Here is a 13,721-nt window from a genome sequence, read left to right as displayed (position 1 = left end):
CTGATCAGCGCAACACGTTCAAGAGATCCTGCACCATCGAATTCGCGGTCGTGATCACCTTGGTGTTGGCCGAATAGGCCTGCTGGGTCACGATCAACTTGGTGAACTCGTCGGCAATGTCGGTGTTGGATCCCTCCAGCGACGAGCCGCTGATGTTCCCCGAAGCACCGTCGATGGCGTCACCTGACTGCTCGGTCGCGGCATAGGCGCCGCCGTCCAACGCCTTCAGATAGTTGGTGCCGTTGAAGTGCGACAGCTGAACCTGAGCGAGGTTGAGGTTCTGGCCATTCGAGAAGGTTCCGACCACGATGCCGTTGTTGTTGACAGCGACCGAGCGAAGCTGACCGGCGGCATAGCCGTTCTGCGTGATGGTGTTGATGGTCACCGCGCCGCTGGTGCTGGCATATTGCGTCAGTCCGCCCGAGGAGATGTTGAAGGAGACGGAGCCGAGCGACTGACCGCTGACGCTGACGTTGTTGATGGTGATGCCCGATCCGCTTGGCGAGGTCAGCGAGCCGTCGGCGGCAAACGCGAAGGCCTGGCCGGTATTGACCCAGCCGACCGTCGTGCCGGTCGCATTCGGATCGGTCTGGTAGAACAGGTTCCAGGTATCGGAATGGCCCGCGCCCAGCGAGGCGCTGTCGGTCTTGGCCCAACGCAATTGCAGGTTCACCGGCGTGCCGGCGGCGTTGTAGGCGGTTACCGCACCGCCGCTGATCGATTCTTTGGTGAAGATCGCGATGTCGTTGCCGATCACTCCGCCCGTGCCCGCGGTGCCACCGCCGTCGCGATTCTTGGTGATGGTCGAGGTGAAGCCGAGAGCGGCGAAGGCAGCGCTGTTCGAGCTGGCGACCGACAGGTTGGAGACGGTGCCGGTATTCAGCGTGATGACGCCGCCGCTGCTGACCGTCGATCCCGACGCGCCGGACAAGGCGTCGATTTTGCCGAGCAGCGTCGTGATGTTGTCGGTGACGTTGATCTGGTTGTTGCCCGATGCACCGGAGGCCATGAAGGTCAGTGTCTGACCATCCACCGTGATGGTGTCGCCGGCAACGAAGCTGGACGAGAGCACCTGGGCGCCGCCGGCCGTCGCGCTGCCGCTCAGGACCGTCGCGCCCGAGATCGCGGGCGATGACAGCACGTTGCCGCCACGGATCACGCTGCTGATGCCGAGCGCAGTGGCCGCCGTACCGCTGCCGACAGCCACGTCGGTGCCGGTGCCGCTGGAGATCACGATGTTACCGCTGGCGGAGAGCGAGGCCGTGACGCCGGCGCCGCCCGCGGTCTGGATCCCGTTCAGGATGTCCGCAACGGTGGCCGTCGTGCCCGCACCGAGACCGATGGTGGTGTTGTTGCCGACCGTCGAGACCGTCGTGCCGGCGTTGAAGGTGATCGTGTTGCCGTTGACGGTCAGGGTCTGGCCGCTCAACGCGGTGAGAATGCTGGAGGCGAGATGCGTGCCGACCGCATTGTCGAGGGACGTCGTGGTCGAGGCCACCGCAGACGAATTGTTCTGGAGAGCGACCGTGCCCGTGGCCGACGTCGAGGAGTAGGGCGAACGGATGTTGCCCGTGGCGGCTGCGCCTGAGACCGTGGCGTTGGCATAGGGCGCCGGAGGCGTGCCGACCGGCAACGGGTTGGCGGAGAAGTCGGACGGGTTCAGCCCGCCGGCCGCCAGCAGCGTGCCGGCCGCCGCGGTCGTTTTCGCCACCGTGTTCGGCTGGGTCGGCAGGTTCGCGGCGTACTCGATCGAGGTGGTGGCCTGCGCCGGAACGAAGTTGTTCTGGAACTGCAGCACGTTTGCCACGCTGCCGGTCGGGTTGCCGGTTTTCGGATCGACCGTGACGCCCATCAGGTAGTAGCCGGCGCCGTTGACCAGATTGCCGTTGGCATTGAGCTGGAAGTCGCCGCGCCTCGTGTAATAGGTGACCCCGGTGAACACAGGCACGTTGTCGACCACGCCGCTCGCCTTCTGGATCGAGAAGAAGCCGTCGCCGGTGATCGCCATGTTGGTGGCGACGCTGGAGCCGGAGATCGTGCCCTGCGTGGTGATGGTGGCCTTCGCATTGGCCGTCACGCCGCCCGCGACCTGCTTGCTCGGCACCGAGGAGTCGGGAATGAGATCGACGAAGCTGGTGCCGATGCCCTTGTAACCGGTGGTAGATGAGTTCGCGATGTTGCCGGAAATGTTCTGCAGGGCGTAGGACTGCGCCTGCAGGCCACCCACCGAGGTGTTCATTGCATCGAAGATACCCATAACTTTGTCTCCAAATCCGATCTCGGCGGCCGGTCGACCAAGGCCGCAGTCGGGGGAGACAGTCGCAAGGCCTATGCCAATGCGGGTATTCTCATGAAATCAATGACTTAATGAAAAAGCCCCGGCCTGATGACCGGGGCACAATTGCCGGGACCGGCAACAATTGCCGGGACGTGGTGTCATTCCGGAGCGGTCCGAAGGACCGAATCCGGAATCTCGGGATTCCGGATTCGATGCTGACGCATCGCTCCGGAATGACACCCAATTGGCTATGTCGCCGACGCTGCCGCGGGGTGGAAGACCAGCCCGAAACCGTCGATGCAGTAGCGCAAGCCGGTCGGCTTCGGACCATCGTCGAAGACGTGGCCGAGGTGGCCGCCGCAGCGCCGGCAATGCACCTCGGTGCGAACCATGCCGTAGGCCCGGTCCTCGGTCTTGCCGACATTGCCTTCGATTGGCTGGTAGAAGCTCGGCCAACCGGTGCCGCTCTCGAATTTGGTCTCGGAGGCAAACAGCGGCAGGTCACAGCCGGCGCAGGCGAAGGTGCCCTTGCGATGCTCTTTCAGCAGCGGGCTGGAGCCGGGCCGCTCGGTGCCGTGCTTGCGCAAGATCTCATATTGCTGCGGCGTGAGCTGGGCGCGCCATTCGGCTTCCGTCTTTGTGATCTCGAACTTTTCCGCGGCCTTCTCGCCGGCCTCGGCAGGCGTTCCCTTGAGCCAGCGGAAGGCCGCAAGGCCGAACAGGCCGGCGGCTGTCGTCAACAGGATGCGGCGGTCGAACATCTCATTCTCCGTGCGGGAGCGTCTATGCTCTGAGATACGGGCTTGTGGTGGCCGAAGTTACACCTGTGGGCGGAATTTTTCTCAGGCTTATCGGGAGGCGTCGGCGTCCTGCGAGGCCGGTTCCGTGACCTGTTCTCCTTCTTGGGCCGCAGGTTGTGGCGGCGGGACCGGCCGTGGCCTGACGCCGGGCGGTTGGCGGCGCGGACCGGTGCCGGCGGCCCGGTTGGCTTCGGCGAGGCGTGCCTCGCGCTCCCTGTCCTTCACCCTGGCGCGTTCGCGGTAACGGGCGAGCGAGCCTGCGGCGGCGGAACTCGCCCTGCCCCAGACCCCCACCAACTGGCCCGCAACGCGCCCCGTGGCACCGCCTGCCCAGACCAGCTCGAACGGCGAGAACAGCTTCCAGCGCTCATCGCCCCACAGGATGCCGCGCGCGATCAACTGCCCGGCCATGGCCGAGGTGTTCATGCCCTGGCGGCCGAACCCGCTCGCCACCCACAGGCCTTTGCGCAACTGGCCGATCTGCGGCATGCCGTGCACGGTCTGGCCTGTGGCGCCGCCGAACATCTCGGTGATCTCGACATTGCCGAGCGCCGGAAAGATCGTACGGATCCGCCGCCTGACGGCGCCTGCAAAGCGCTGCGGACGCGCGGCCCAGGTGGTCTCCGGGCTCTCCCACATCAGCCGGTCGCCGTCGACGATGCGGAAATGGTCGACGCCGTCGGAATCCATCACCGATCCCTTGAAGGCGATGAGCTCGTGCACGCGCTCGCCGAGCGGCGCGGTGATTCCGGCATAGCGCCAGACCGGCAGCAGCGTCTCCGACAGGCGCCGCAGGGGCGCGCCGAGATGAATGTTGCCCGCCAGCACGATATGGGTTGCGCGCAGCCGCGCCGAGGGCGTGACAATGCGTTTGCGGATGCCGGAATGATCGATACTGACGACGGGCGTGTCCTCGAAGATGCGGGCCCCTGCTCGCCGGGCCAGCGCCGCCAGGCCGTGCACGTATTTGCGGCCGTCGACCTGGAACGCCCTCGGATAATACACACCGTGGAAGTAGCGATCGGTCTTGAGCACCTCGCGAACGCGATCGACCTGCCAACCCTCGACCTCGGTGTCGAAATCCTCATTCAGCATCTGCAAGCGGCTGATCAGCCGGTCGCCGGCATCGCCGTTGGAGACCTCCAAGACGCCGTCGCTCGGGGCAATTCCGGGCATGTTCTCTTCCGTGGCGACGGCCCGGACGAACGCGGCGCCCTCCCTCGACAGCGTCCACAATTCCCGCGCGTCCTCGAAGCCGACGCGCTCGATCAGATCGGTGAGCGGCAGCGCAAAGCCCGGCATCACGGTGCCGAGCTGGTTGCCGGACGCGTTCCAGCCGATGTGGCGGCCCTCGAGCACCGCGACACTGGCCCCGAGCCGAGCCGCCTCCAGCGCGATGGTGAGTCCGGCAAGCCCCGCACCGATGACGCAGATGTCGGCGTCGAGGTCGAACGACAGCCGCGTGCGGTCGCGAAAGCCGGCTTCTTCCTGGGACACGCTTGTGAAAGTCTCGCTCATATCGCTTTCTTAGAGCATGATCCGGAAAAGCGCGCAGCGGTTTTTCCTCGCGACAAACACAAAATGCGTTTGCGCGGAGATCATGCTCAAAATAACAACCTGGTAGCGGGCGCCTGCCACCTTGTCCTCAGCCGGCGCCTGTAGATTATTCTGGACGTGGAACGATTCGAGAATGCCATGCGTCGTTTGATGTTGCTGCGTCACGCCAAGACAGAAACTGACGCGCCGAGCGGCCGTGACCAGGACCGTCGGCTCGACGACCGCGGCCGCAAGGATGCCGCCGAGATCGGCGACTGGATCGCCGCCCATCCGCCCTTCCCCGATGCCGTGCTGGTGTCGCACGCCGTCCGGGCCCGGCAGACCTGGGACATCGCCTGGGAGGCGATGAAGGACCGCGTCCCGACGCCGCAGGTCGAGATCCTGCCGGAACTCTACGGCGCCGATCCCGCGCAGATCCTGGATTGCATTCGCACTGCAACCGCCCCGGCCGACCCGCAGCAGCTGCTGCTGGTCGCCCATAACCCCGGCATGCACGAGGCCGCGCTGATGCTGATGGGCAGCGGCGATCCGGCCAGCGCCAGGGCGCTCGCCGACAACCTGCCCACCTCGGGGCTTGCGATCTTCGACTTTGACGTCAAGGATTGGAGTGACGTGGCCTACCGCCGCGGCAAGCTGGTGCTGTTCACCAGCCCCAGGCTGCTTCGATCGGGATGACCGCGCGACGTGCCGACAAGGCGTGCTGACCGGAAGATATGGAGGCGCAGATGTTCAAGTCCATTCTCGTGCCCATCGACCTCGCCGACACCGATCTGGCCAAGCCGGCGATCGCGACTGCGGCAACGCTGTCGCAGACCTGGAGCGGCGTCGTGCGCCTGCTCAACGTGCTGCCGATGACGCCGGTGATGCTGGCCGAATATGTACCGGCCGATTTCGACGAGCAGCAGCGCCAGACCTCGGAAGAGGCGCTCGCCATCGTCGCCCGCGAATCCGGCATCGAGCAAGCGCGGATCTCAAGCGTGGTGCGCCAGGGCGGCATCTACCACGAGATTCTGGAGGAAGCCGCGCACATGAAGGCCGATTTGATCGTGATGACCTCGCACCGGCCGGCAATGCGCACCTATTTCCTCGGCTCCAACGCCGGGCATGTGGTCCGCTACGCCAAATGCTCGGTATTGGTGGTGAGGCACTGAGGAGCGCTGCCTAGGACGTCGACTCACAAACGTCGGCTCGCCAGTTCAAAGCCGAACTCCGCCACCGTAGTTCGGTTGGCGGTTTGTGACCCATAGCGGTCAGACGAAGTCGGGATAAAACAGCGTTCAGAAAACTGGACATAAACCCATGGCTTTTTGGACAGCGAGCCCGGTCGGGTTGGTGATCGCCTATCTACTCGGCTCGGTCCCCACGGGCTATCTGGCGGGGAAACTGCTCAGGGGGCATCGACATTCGAAGGCATGGCTCCAAGTCCACCGGGGCAACGAATGTCTTCCGGACCCTCGGTAAATGGCCTGCCTTGTTCGTGCTCGTCGGCGATGTGCTGAAGGGCGTGGGTGCCATCATCGTCGCGCGCTCGTTCTGTCCTTGGCTCTATGCAGAACTATCCCCGCCGCCGACAGCGTCTGATCTGCAAATCTGGGTGCCATGGGCTGTTTGTCTGGCTGGAATTGCCGTGCTGTTAGGACATAACCGATCGATCTGGCTGAATTTCACGGGCGGCAAGTCGGCTGCGACCGGGCTTGGTGTGTTGCTGGCGCTGTCGTGGCGCGTGGGATTGGGGGCTGCAACCGTCTTTGGCGTAGTGCTGGCTGTGACCCAGATCGTTTCCTTGAGCTCGATGCTCGCGGCGTTGACGGCAATCGTTCTTGTCTGCGCGGTCGAGCACGCATTGCCGTATCGGTTACTGGTGATCGGAGGCGGCTTCTAAGTGATCATCCGCCATCGTGCCAACATCCAAAGACTTTTGGCGGGAACGGAGCCGCGGCTGGGTCGAAATGGCCGAGATACGAAACCGGAAGCGCAGGTTTAGCACAGGCATATCTGGGGGCCGCCTTTGGCCCTTAGCGCACTAGCCAGGGCAAACTGGCGAGGTCCGGTGAGGATTAAACGGACACAGCCCTACCGGATTGATGAGTAAAGCCCCGGTCAGCGACATGTCCGCCGTACAGCGAGGCTGACGCGATGCCGGGCGCCGATCGCAGTGGGAATCGCGGTTGCGCGCAGGAACCAAACGCACGCGGCGCTCGTTTGCGTTACCTGCAACATTTCTCATTTTGCCCTGAGGCATCGTGCAGACCCCCTATGAGGTACTGCCGATGACGTTGCTGCAATCTCGTTCAACCTCACTCGTCTCCAGCTGCCTCAGCGCCGTGAGGCGATATCCCGCGCTTACCGCGCTTACTGGGGCAGTAATGGTGATGGCGGGGGTAGCCCTCATCAATCGGCAGCTTGCCAGGAAGGCCCAGCGAGACAATCCGCCAAAAGGACGGTTCATCGAGGTCAATGGCGTGCGTCTGCACTATGTGGAACGCGGCAACGGCCGGCCGCTGGTTCTCTTTCACGGCAACGGCAGCATGATCCAGGATTTCGAGTCGAGCGGCTTGATCGATCTGGCCGCCGAAAACTATCGGGTGATCGTCTTCGACCGCCCGGGATTCGGACATAGCTTGCGGCCCCGCAATGCGGTTTGGACCCCAGAGACGCAGGCAGATTTGTTCAAGGAGGCTCTCGGCCGTCTGGGCGTTCAGGGCGCGATAGTGCTTGGACATTCATGGGGAGCATCGGTCTCAGTGGCGCTGGCGATCAGACATCCGTCACTGGTCGAAGCATTGGTGCTGGCGTCGGGATATTATTTCCCGACCGCCCGCACCGACGCCGCCGTCTCGTTGGCACCTGCAATTCCGGGGCTCGGCGATCTCATCAGTTACACCGTTTCCCCGATTTTCGGGCGGTTGATGTGGCCTGTGATGTTGCGAAAACTATTCGGCCCGCGAGCAGTCCCCGAGAAGTTCGCCGACTTCCCTAAAGCAATGGCAGTACGGCCAGCACAGATGCGTGCCAGTGCGGCAGAAGCGGCATTGATGGTGCCAGCGGCCTTTGTCGCTGCGAAGACCTATAGCGAACTCAGGATGCCCACGATCATCATCGGGGGTGAGGACGACCGTCTGATCGACACCGAAAAGCAATCGGTCAGGCTCCACGAAGAGATCAAGCAGAGCAAGCTGCACCGGATCGCCGGCGTGGGTCACATGGTCCATCAATCTGCGACGCCGGATTTGATGGCGGCCATCGACGAAGCCGCTGCCGCGACGTTGCACTAGGCAACCGGTGCCGCGAAATGCTGCAGCGCGCGGCCTCCGCTGCCGGAATGATGGGATGCGGCATACTTTGGTGACGGGACGCAGCGTCTTGTGGGGCTTGGCATTGCATTCGGCCAGCCGGGTAGCCATTTGCTCTTCAGGGACGACGCAGACCGAGCTGTCGCCGCGACGCCGATCAGGATTCGAGTCAACACGACTCGCGGCCGATTCCAGTCGGTGCAGTTGGAGCGGGGCCTAAGCATGCAAATCCGTGTCGGCTTCGAAATGGTGTACGACTTCCAGCAAGTCACGCCATTGATCGCAATGGTCGGCACGCATTACACGCGGGCATCCGATATTGTTGTACCGGATCACCTCATCACCTCGCCTTCTGTTCCGGTCACGCCCTACCGCGACAGCTTCGGGAACTGGTGCAGCCGGATCGTTGCGCCCCCCGGCCGTATGCGCCTTTCTGCCGATGGCATCGTGCGGGATAGCGGTTTGCCCGATGTGATCGTGCCTTCAGCTGCGCAGCATGCGGTGGAGGGGCTTCCGTCGGACACCATCCTCTATCTGCTCGGCAGCCGGTATTGCGAGACCGATCGGCTTTCCGACATCGCATGGAAGCTGTTCGAGAAAACGGCGCCCGGTTGGCCGCGCGTCCAGGCTATCTGCGATTTTGTTCACGATCACATCGCGTTTGGATACGAGCACGCGCGGGCGACCATGACGGCGTGGGAGGTCTTCAACGAGCGAAAAGGCGTGTGCCGGGACTATGCGCATCTCGCCATCGCGTTCTGCCGCTGCATGAACATTCCAGCGCGCTACTGCACCGGCTATCTCGGCGACATCGGCATTCCGCCGCCTCACGCCCCCGGCGACTTTGCAGGTTGGTTCGACGCCTACCTCGGGGGACGCTGGCACACCTTCGATGCACGCAACAACACTCCGCGGATCGGCCGAGTCCTGATCGCCCAGGGGCGCGATGCGGCGGATGTTCCAATTGTCCAAACGTTCGGACCAAGCGAGCTCATCAGCTTCAAGGTGTGGACCGATGAACTTGTGTGAGCCGTTCGTTGTGGTCGATTGCGCGCAAACCGGACCAGATTGACCTCGCTAATCGGCAGTGCGGGTGCTACAAAGCTGGCATCACCGCGCGCTTCCTGGCTGTTATCGGTGACTGAGAGCATCGCGCTCCCGCCTCAATCGAAAGAAGGCGGTCAGATGTCCCATTCGTCAAATTCGACATTCGTGAGTGGCTCATCCCACCATTATTAGTGCCGATCTTCCTCGGGCTACTGATCGCGATCGTCGCCATTCTATAGCAACAGGTCCGTTCAATTGCCCCGCGCCAAAACACAGGCGCGGCTCTTCCAAAACTCAGAGCCAAAACTCAGAGCCAAAACTCAAAGCCAGGACTCAAAACCAAGACTCGAGCCGGGCGCGAGCCGAGACAGGAGGCGGGAATGGCAAACACAGCAACCATCAGGGATGCCTACGGCGTTCCGGCCGTTTTCGTCGGTTCGAAAACCGGCCGGGACGATGCGCCCTTTGTCTTCGTGAGGGTCGGAGACGAGGAACGCAGGATGCGCTGGTCCGAATGGGATGCGCTTCCGGCCTGGACCGGCGAGCGGCCCAATGGGGCGAGTAGAACCAAGTAGCGATGGAGTGTTTCACCATGAAGGCGGCTCGAACAGGCACATGGATCGCAACGCTGCTTCTGCTGGCTTGTGCACTCGGCACATCCACGCCCGCAGCTTTGGCCGCGGAGCCAAACTGCCGCGCGATCGAAAGCACCAGCGCGCGCCTTTCCTGTTACGATGCGGCATTTCCTCCAAGAACAGGAAAGCCCGCCGAATCCAGCGTCGGCTTGTCGCCAGCCCACAAGGATCCATTTCTTGCGGAAGAAGCCCGAACTGCCGCGAAACTGAGGAATATTTGCCGCGGCTGCTGAAGGGATGACATCCGGTATCTGCCGCGCTCGAAGAGGAATTGAGAACGACGCCAGTGCCACAAACACCGTCGTTGCGAGCGCAGCGAAGCAATCAAGACTGCCGCCTCGGAACAATTCTGGATTGCTTCGCTGCGCTCGCAATGACGATGCGGAGGCATTGTCACACGAGAGATCATCATGCCCGGCCTGGCCAAGCATGATGATCTTCGAAGCGTCCTACAGATATCGCGTCAGCTCGGCCTTGACCTGTCCATAGACGGCGTCCTCGATCTGGCTGCGCGTGATGCCGATGTCGCGCAGGGCGCGGTCGTCGAGCTCGTTCAATGTCTTGACAGCGGAGCGGCGCTCCAGGCGTCCGAACAGCGCGTAGGCGGCACTGGCGAGAGTTGCAAAAAATCCGCTCGATGAGGATGGGCGTAAGCTCCGCCCGGCAGTTTGTGAGATCAGGGTCATTTTTCTTCTCCGGCAGTCGTCCCGCGCGGCAAAGCCGATGCCGTTGGCGCAAGCGCCAAGCGCTTGCACCTCATTGCCGTCGGATTGCTCTCGCTCACCTCGGCTCAATCGCGGAACTTGATGGAACTTAAATGCTCCAGTACACTTCTCGGAGCAAGTAAAACATTGCTCTCGGTGCAATAATGTCCAAATTCGAGTACGTGAAGCTTGCCGATGCCATTGCGGTCGATATCGCTAACGGCAGGTTAAGGCCCGGCGACCGGTTGCCGCCGCAGCGCAATTTTGCCTATGACCGTGGCATCGCGGTCTCGACCGCAAGCCGGGTCTATACGGAATTGCTCCGCCGTGGGCTCGTCGTCGGCGAGGTCGGCCGCGGCACCTTCATCTCCGGCGACATCAGGCGCGAGGTCGAGGCACTGAGCGAACCGCGCGATGCGCGGATCGATTTCGAGGTCAATTATCCCCTGCTGCCCCAGCAATGGGCGATGATCGCCAAGAGCCTTGCGGGCCTCGAGCGCGCCGAGGCGCTTGAATCCGCGCTGCGCGTCTCAACCAGCACCGGTACCAAGAGCGCACGCAATGCTGCGGCCGCCTATCTTGCCCGCAAGGATTTCGCGCCGCAGGCGGAGCAGATCGTCTTCACCGCCAACGGCAAGCAATCGCTCGCGGCCGCGATCGCCGCGCTCGTTCCCACCGGAGGCCGCTGCGGCGTCGAGGCGCTGACCTACCCTTACGTCAAAAGCATCGCGGCGCGGCTGGGTGTGACGCTGGTCCCGATTCCCATGGACGAGCATGGCGCGCGGCCCGACGCCATCCAGAAGGCGCACCGCGAGGCGCATCTGTCGGCGCTGTATCTCCAGCCCATCATCCAGAACCCGCTCGGCGTCACCATGAGCGCGACGCGGCGCGCCGACATCATGCGCGTCGCCGAAAAGCTCGACCTCACCATCATCGAGGACGCCGTCTACGGCTTCCTCGCGGACGATACGCCGCTGGCGGCACTCGGGCCCGACCGCTGCATCGTGGTCGACAGCCTGTCCAAGAAGGTCGCGCCGGGCCTTGCGCTCGGTATCCTCGTGGCGCCGCCTCATTTGCGCGAAAGCGTGATGAGCGCGGTGCGGACCGGCGGCTGGATCGCCTCCGGGCACGCGCTCGCATCCGGGCAGCGGTTGATGGCCGACGGCACCGTTGCCGAACTGACGCGGCTGAAGCGGATCGACGCCGCGCGGCGCCAGCAGACCGCCGCAAGGCTGCTGGCCGGCTACCAGCTCGCCGCCGACCCGCGCTCCTATCATCTGTGGCTGACGCTGCCGCCGCACTGGCGCTCGCAGACCTTCGTGGCGGCTGCGGCCCGGCGCGGCATCGCGCTGACGCCGTCCTCCACCTTCGCCATCGCCCACGGCCATGCACCGAACGCAGTGCGCCTCGCACTCGCCCCGCCCACCCTCGAGCAGCTCGATTCCGGCCTGCGCACGATCGTGTCGCTGCTCGGCACCAAGGAAGAGGATTTCGACTCGACGGAATAGCGACCGGTCTATGGCAGCAAGGACCGGGGCAATTGATCGAAGCTATAGCTCCGCGGCTGGTTGCGCCTCACGAAGCCGCCGACCTGCCAGGCGAACAGCGCAGCAAAACCGAGAATGAACAGGGCGCCGGCGAACTCGCCGATCACCAGCGCGCGGATCAACAGGCCCGCCATCGCCACTGTCAGCACCGCCAGGAACGCCAGCACCGCCGCATAGGCCGCGCGGCCAAGCCCGGCGGTCAGCGCCGCGCGGCTGCCCGCCTTCGCCATCCGCGCGTGCAGCGCGACGATGAACGCGCGAAAGCCGTAGTCCTGCGGCGCCATCAGCGCCGCGGTCTGCCAGCTCGTCGACAGGATGGCGATACGGCGGCCACTGCTGTGACTGACGTCGGCGCGAAAGCGGTGCTGCTGCATCGAGACCGGGCGGAACGACAGCCGGATCGCGGAGATCTCGTCATAAGGCCACAGGCCCGAGCGACCGGCGATGTGCCAGGAAAGCCCGTCCTCGGTCAGCTCGAAGCGATGCGCCGAGCCGATCAGCGACGCCTTGTAGGCGTAGCTCGTGGCCGCAGTGGCCTCAGCTTGCGAACCCTGCATCTTCACAATCAATCCCGTCCGCGATCCGCTTGCGCGAGCGCCCTCGCCCATCCTACAAGCGGGGCATGGCTGAGACGACATTTTTTCCGCGCCACCTGATTCTCGGCGCCGCCGTGATATCGGGCGTGCTGCTCGCGCTCGCGGTGCACATGCTGGGCGCGCGTTACGGGCTCGACCTCGGCGGGCTCTGGCGCTCCGACACGCACGAGTTCATCCCCGCTGGCGCGGCGATCGCGTGGTGGCTGATTGCCTCGATCGGCTTCTCCGGCGGCTATTTCGCGGCAACATTGATGCAGAGCGCCGCCGACGGCCAGATCCCGCAACGGATGCGGCAATTCCTGATCGCGGTCGGCGTGCTGCTGCTTGCGGGTGCGGGCCAGGTGGCGTCGGCACCGAGCCCGATCCCGACCGTCTCGAGCGTGCTGACCGGCCTCGCCGCGCTGTGCCTCGGCGCCGTGATGGCATTCTGCGGCGCCCATTTCGCGCTGCGCCGCGGCTAACCCTAAGCCGACGCCCACAGCCGCGCGCGGTCCAGCATGACCGCCATCGAATCCTCGCGCGTCGCTAGCTCCGACACGAAGGAGCAGTCGATCTTGATATTGTCGAACGGGAAGCTGCGCAGACAGCTCGGCGATGAATACTCGGCGCCAACGATGATGCAGGGCATGCAAGCGCCGCGCGGATGACCGCGCGGCGCCATTCCGGTCAGTCTTGAGCTTAGCTCGCCGCGCGCAGGTTCACCTTGCTCTCGGCGAGTGTCGTCAACTTTTTATCGGTCGCCTTCTCTTCCTCGAGCGTCTTGGCGAGCACGCTGGCGCAGTCGTTGCGGCCGAGCTGCTTGGCCCATGCAATCAGGCTGCCGTAGCGCACGATCTCGTAATGCTCGGCGGCCTGCGCCGCGTTGATCAGCGCGGCGTCGAGCACCGCCTTGTCGGCGACCTCCCCGGCGGTCTCGTCGGCCTCCTCGATGATGCCGTCGATCGCCGGACAGTCGACCGCCTTCACCGCGACGCCATGCATCTTGAATACTTCCTCGAGCCGCGCGACGTGCTGCTTGGTTTCCTCGAGGTGCGTCAAAAAGCTTTGCTTCAGCTGCGGATCGGTGGCCTTGTCTGCCATTTTCGGCAGCGCCTTGGTCAGCTGCTGCTCGGCGTAATAGATGTCCTGGAGCTGGTGCACGAACAGGTCGTTCATGGTTTTGATATCTTTTGTGAACAGTCCCATCGTTCGTCCTCTTTCGGTTTCAGGAACACGAAGGCAGCAGCTTGCAGGAAAAGCCGCTTATTCCGCCATGTTCGATTGC

Annotated in this window: 14 protein-coding genes and 1 pseudogene; 8 read left to right on the top strand and 7 right to left on the bottom strand. The window is 63.8% G+C overall.

Annotated elements, in window-relative coordinates:
* Positions 1-4 precede the first annotated feature (4 nt).
* From IVB28_RS10030 to IVB28_RS10020, 3 genes are all read right to left on the bottom strand, one after another.
* Positions 5-2,257, bottom strand: coding sequence for a flagellar hook-basal body complex protein (locus tag IVB28_RS10030; RefSeq protein WP_247525906.1), 2,253 nt, complete (start codon positions 2,255-2,257; stop codon positions 5-7).
* A 269-nt stretch (positions 2,258-2,526) separates the two neighbouring features.
* Positions 2,527-3,039 carry a peptide-methionine (R)-S-oxide reductase MsrB gene (gene msrB, locus IVB28_RS10025; RefSeq protein ID WP_246926655.1) on the bottom strand — a complete coding sequence of 171 codons (513 nt, stop codon included), beginning with the start codon at positions 3,037-3,039 and terminating at the stop codon, positions 2,527-2,529.
* Between the two features lie 87 nt (positions 3,040-3,126).
* Positions 3,127-4,596: an FAD-dependent oxidoreductase gene (locus IVB28_RS10020; protein WP_247525905.1), complete on the bottom strand. Its 1,470-nt coding sequence runs from the start codon at positions 4,594-4,596 to the stop codon at positions 3,127-3,129.
* Between the two features lie 177 nt (positions 4,597-4,773).
* Here IVB28_RS10020 and IVB28_RS10015 point away from each other — a divergent pair, with 177 nt between their 5' ends.
* The 6 genes and pseudogenes from IVB28_RS10015 to IVB28_RS09990 all read left to right on the top strand — a co-directional run bounded on the left by IVB28_RS10015 (position 4,774) and on the right by IVB28_RS09990 (position 9,550).
* On the top strand, positions 4,774-5,310 hold the full coding sequence (locus IVB28_RS10015; RefSeq protein WP_247525903.1) for a histidine phosphatase family protein: 537 nt from the start codon (positions 4,774-4,776) through the stop codon (positions 5,308-5,310).
* A gap of 50 nt (positions 5,311-5,360) precedes the next feature.
* Positions 5,361-5,786 (top strand): universal stress protein, encoded by a 426-nt coding sequence (locus tag IVB28_RS10010; protein WP_247525902.1) that lies wholly within the window; start codon positions 5,361-5,363, stop codon positions 5,784-5,786.
* Between the two features lie 148 nt (positions 5,787-5,934).
* Positions 5,935-6,619 (top strand): annotated as a pseudogene (gene plsY / locus IVB28_RS10005) (glycerol-3-phosphate 1-O-acyltransferase PlsY).
* Between the two features lie 286 nt (positions 6,620-6,905).
* Positions 6,906-7,910, top strand: a complete 1,005-nt coding sequence (locus tag IVB28_RS10000; protein ID WP_247525901.1) for an alpha/beta hydrolase — start codon at positions 6,906-6,908, stop codon at positions 7,908-7,910.
* Between the two features lie 240 nt (positions 7,911-8,150).
* The gene (locus IVB28_RS09995; protein ID WP_247525899.1) at positions 8,151-8,957 is read left to right on the top strand and encodes a transglutaminase family protein; all 807 of its coding nucleotides are present in this window, start codon (positions 8,151-8,153) and stop codon (positions 8,955-8,957) included.
* A 398-nt stretch (positions 8,958-9,355) separates the two neighbouring features.
* On the top strand, positions 9,356-9,550 hold the full coding sequence (locus IVB28_RS09990; protein ID WP_247525898.1) for a hypothetical protein: 195 nt from the start codon (positions 9,356-9,358) through the stop codon (positions 9,548-9,550).
* A gap of 509 nt (positions 9,551-10,059) precedes the next feature.
* Here IVB28_RS09990 and IVB28_RS09985 read toward each other — a convergent pair.
* A complete protein-coding gene (locus tag IVB28_RS09985; protein WP_247525897.1) occupies positions 10,060-10,296 on the bottom strand; it encodes a DUF1127 domain-containing protein in 237 nt (78 codons plus the stop codon).
* A 182-nt stretch (positions 10,297-10,478) separates the two neighbouring features.
* Here IVB28_RS09985 and IVB28_RS09980 point away from each other — a divergent pair, with 182 nt between their 5' ends.
* Positions 10,479-11,822 carry a PLP-dependent aminotransferase family protein gene (locus tag IVB28_RS09980; protein ID WP_247525896.1) on the top strand — a complete coding sequence of 448 codons (1,344 nt, stop codon included), beginning with the start codon at positions 10,479-10,481 and terminating at the stop codon, positions 11,820-11,822.
* An 8-nt stretch (positions 11,823-11,830) separates the two neighbouring features.
* Here the strand turns inward: IVB28_RS09980 and IVB28_RS09975 are convergent, their stop codons facing one another.
* Positions 11,831-12,418, bottom strand: coding sequence for a hypothetical protein (locus tag IVB28_RS09975; protein WP_247528502.1), 588 nt, complete (start codon positions 12,416-12,418; stop codon positions 11,831-11,833).
* 65 nt (positions 12,419-12,483) lie between these two features.
* Between IVB28_RS09975 and IVB28_RS09970 the strand changes: the two genes are divergently transcribed.
* Entirely contained in the window at positions 12,484-12,918 is a 435-nt protein-coding gene (locus IVB28_RS09970) for a hypothetical protein (protein ID WP_247525895.1), read from the top strand.
* A 2-nt stretch (positions 12,919-12,920) separates the two neighbouring features.
* On the opposite strand, the gene IVB28_RS09965 is transcribed toward IVB28_RS09970, so the two are convergent.
* Both IVB28_RS09965 and IVB28_RS09960 read right to left on the bottom strand, forming a co-directional pair.
* Positions 12,921-13,085, bottom strand: coding sequence for a hypothetical protein (locus IVB28_RS09965; protein ID WP_247525894.1), 165 nt, complete (start codon positions 13,083-13,085; stop codon positions 12,921-12,923).
* 50 nt (positions 13,086-13,135) lie between these two features.
* Positions 13,136-13,642, bottom strand: coding sequence for a ferritin-like domain-containing protein (locus tag IVB28_RS09960; protein ID WP_247525893.1), 507 nt, complete (start codon positions 13,640-13,642; stop codon positions 13,136-13,138).
* Between the last annotated feature and the right edge of the window lie 79 nt (positions 13,643-13,721).

Source organism: Bradyrhizobium sp. 199 (assembly GCF_023073355.1).
Classification (GTDB): domain Bacteria; phylum Pseudomonadota; class Alphaproteobacteria; order Rhizobiales; family Xanthobacteraceae; genus Bradyrhizobium.
Note: the sequence above shows the minus strand (reverse complement) of the source record. Positions and strands in the feature narration are given on the sequence as shown.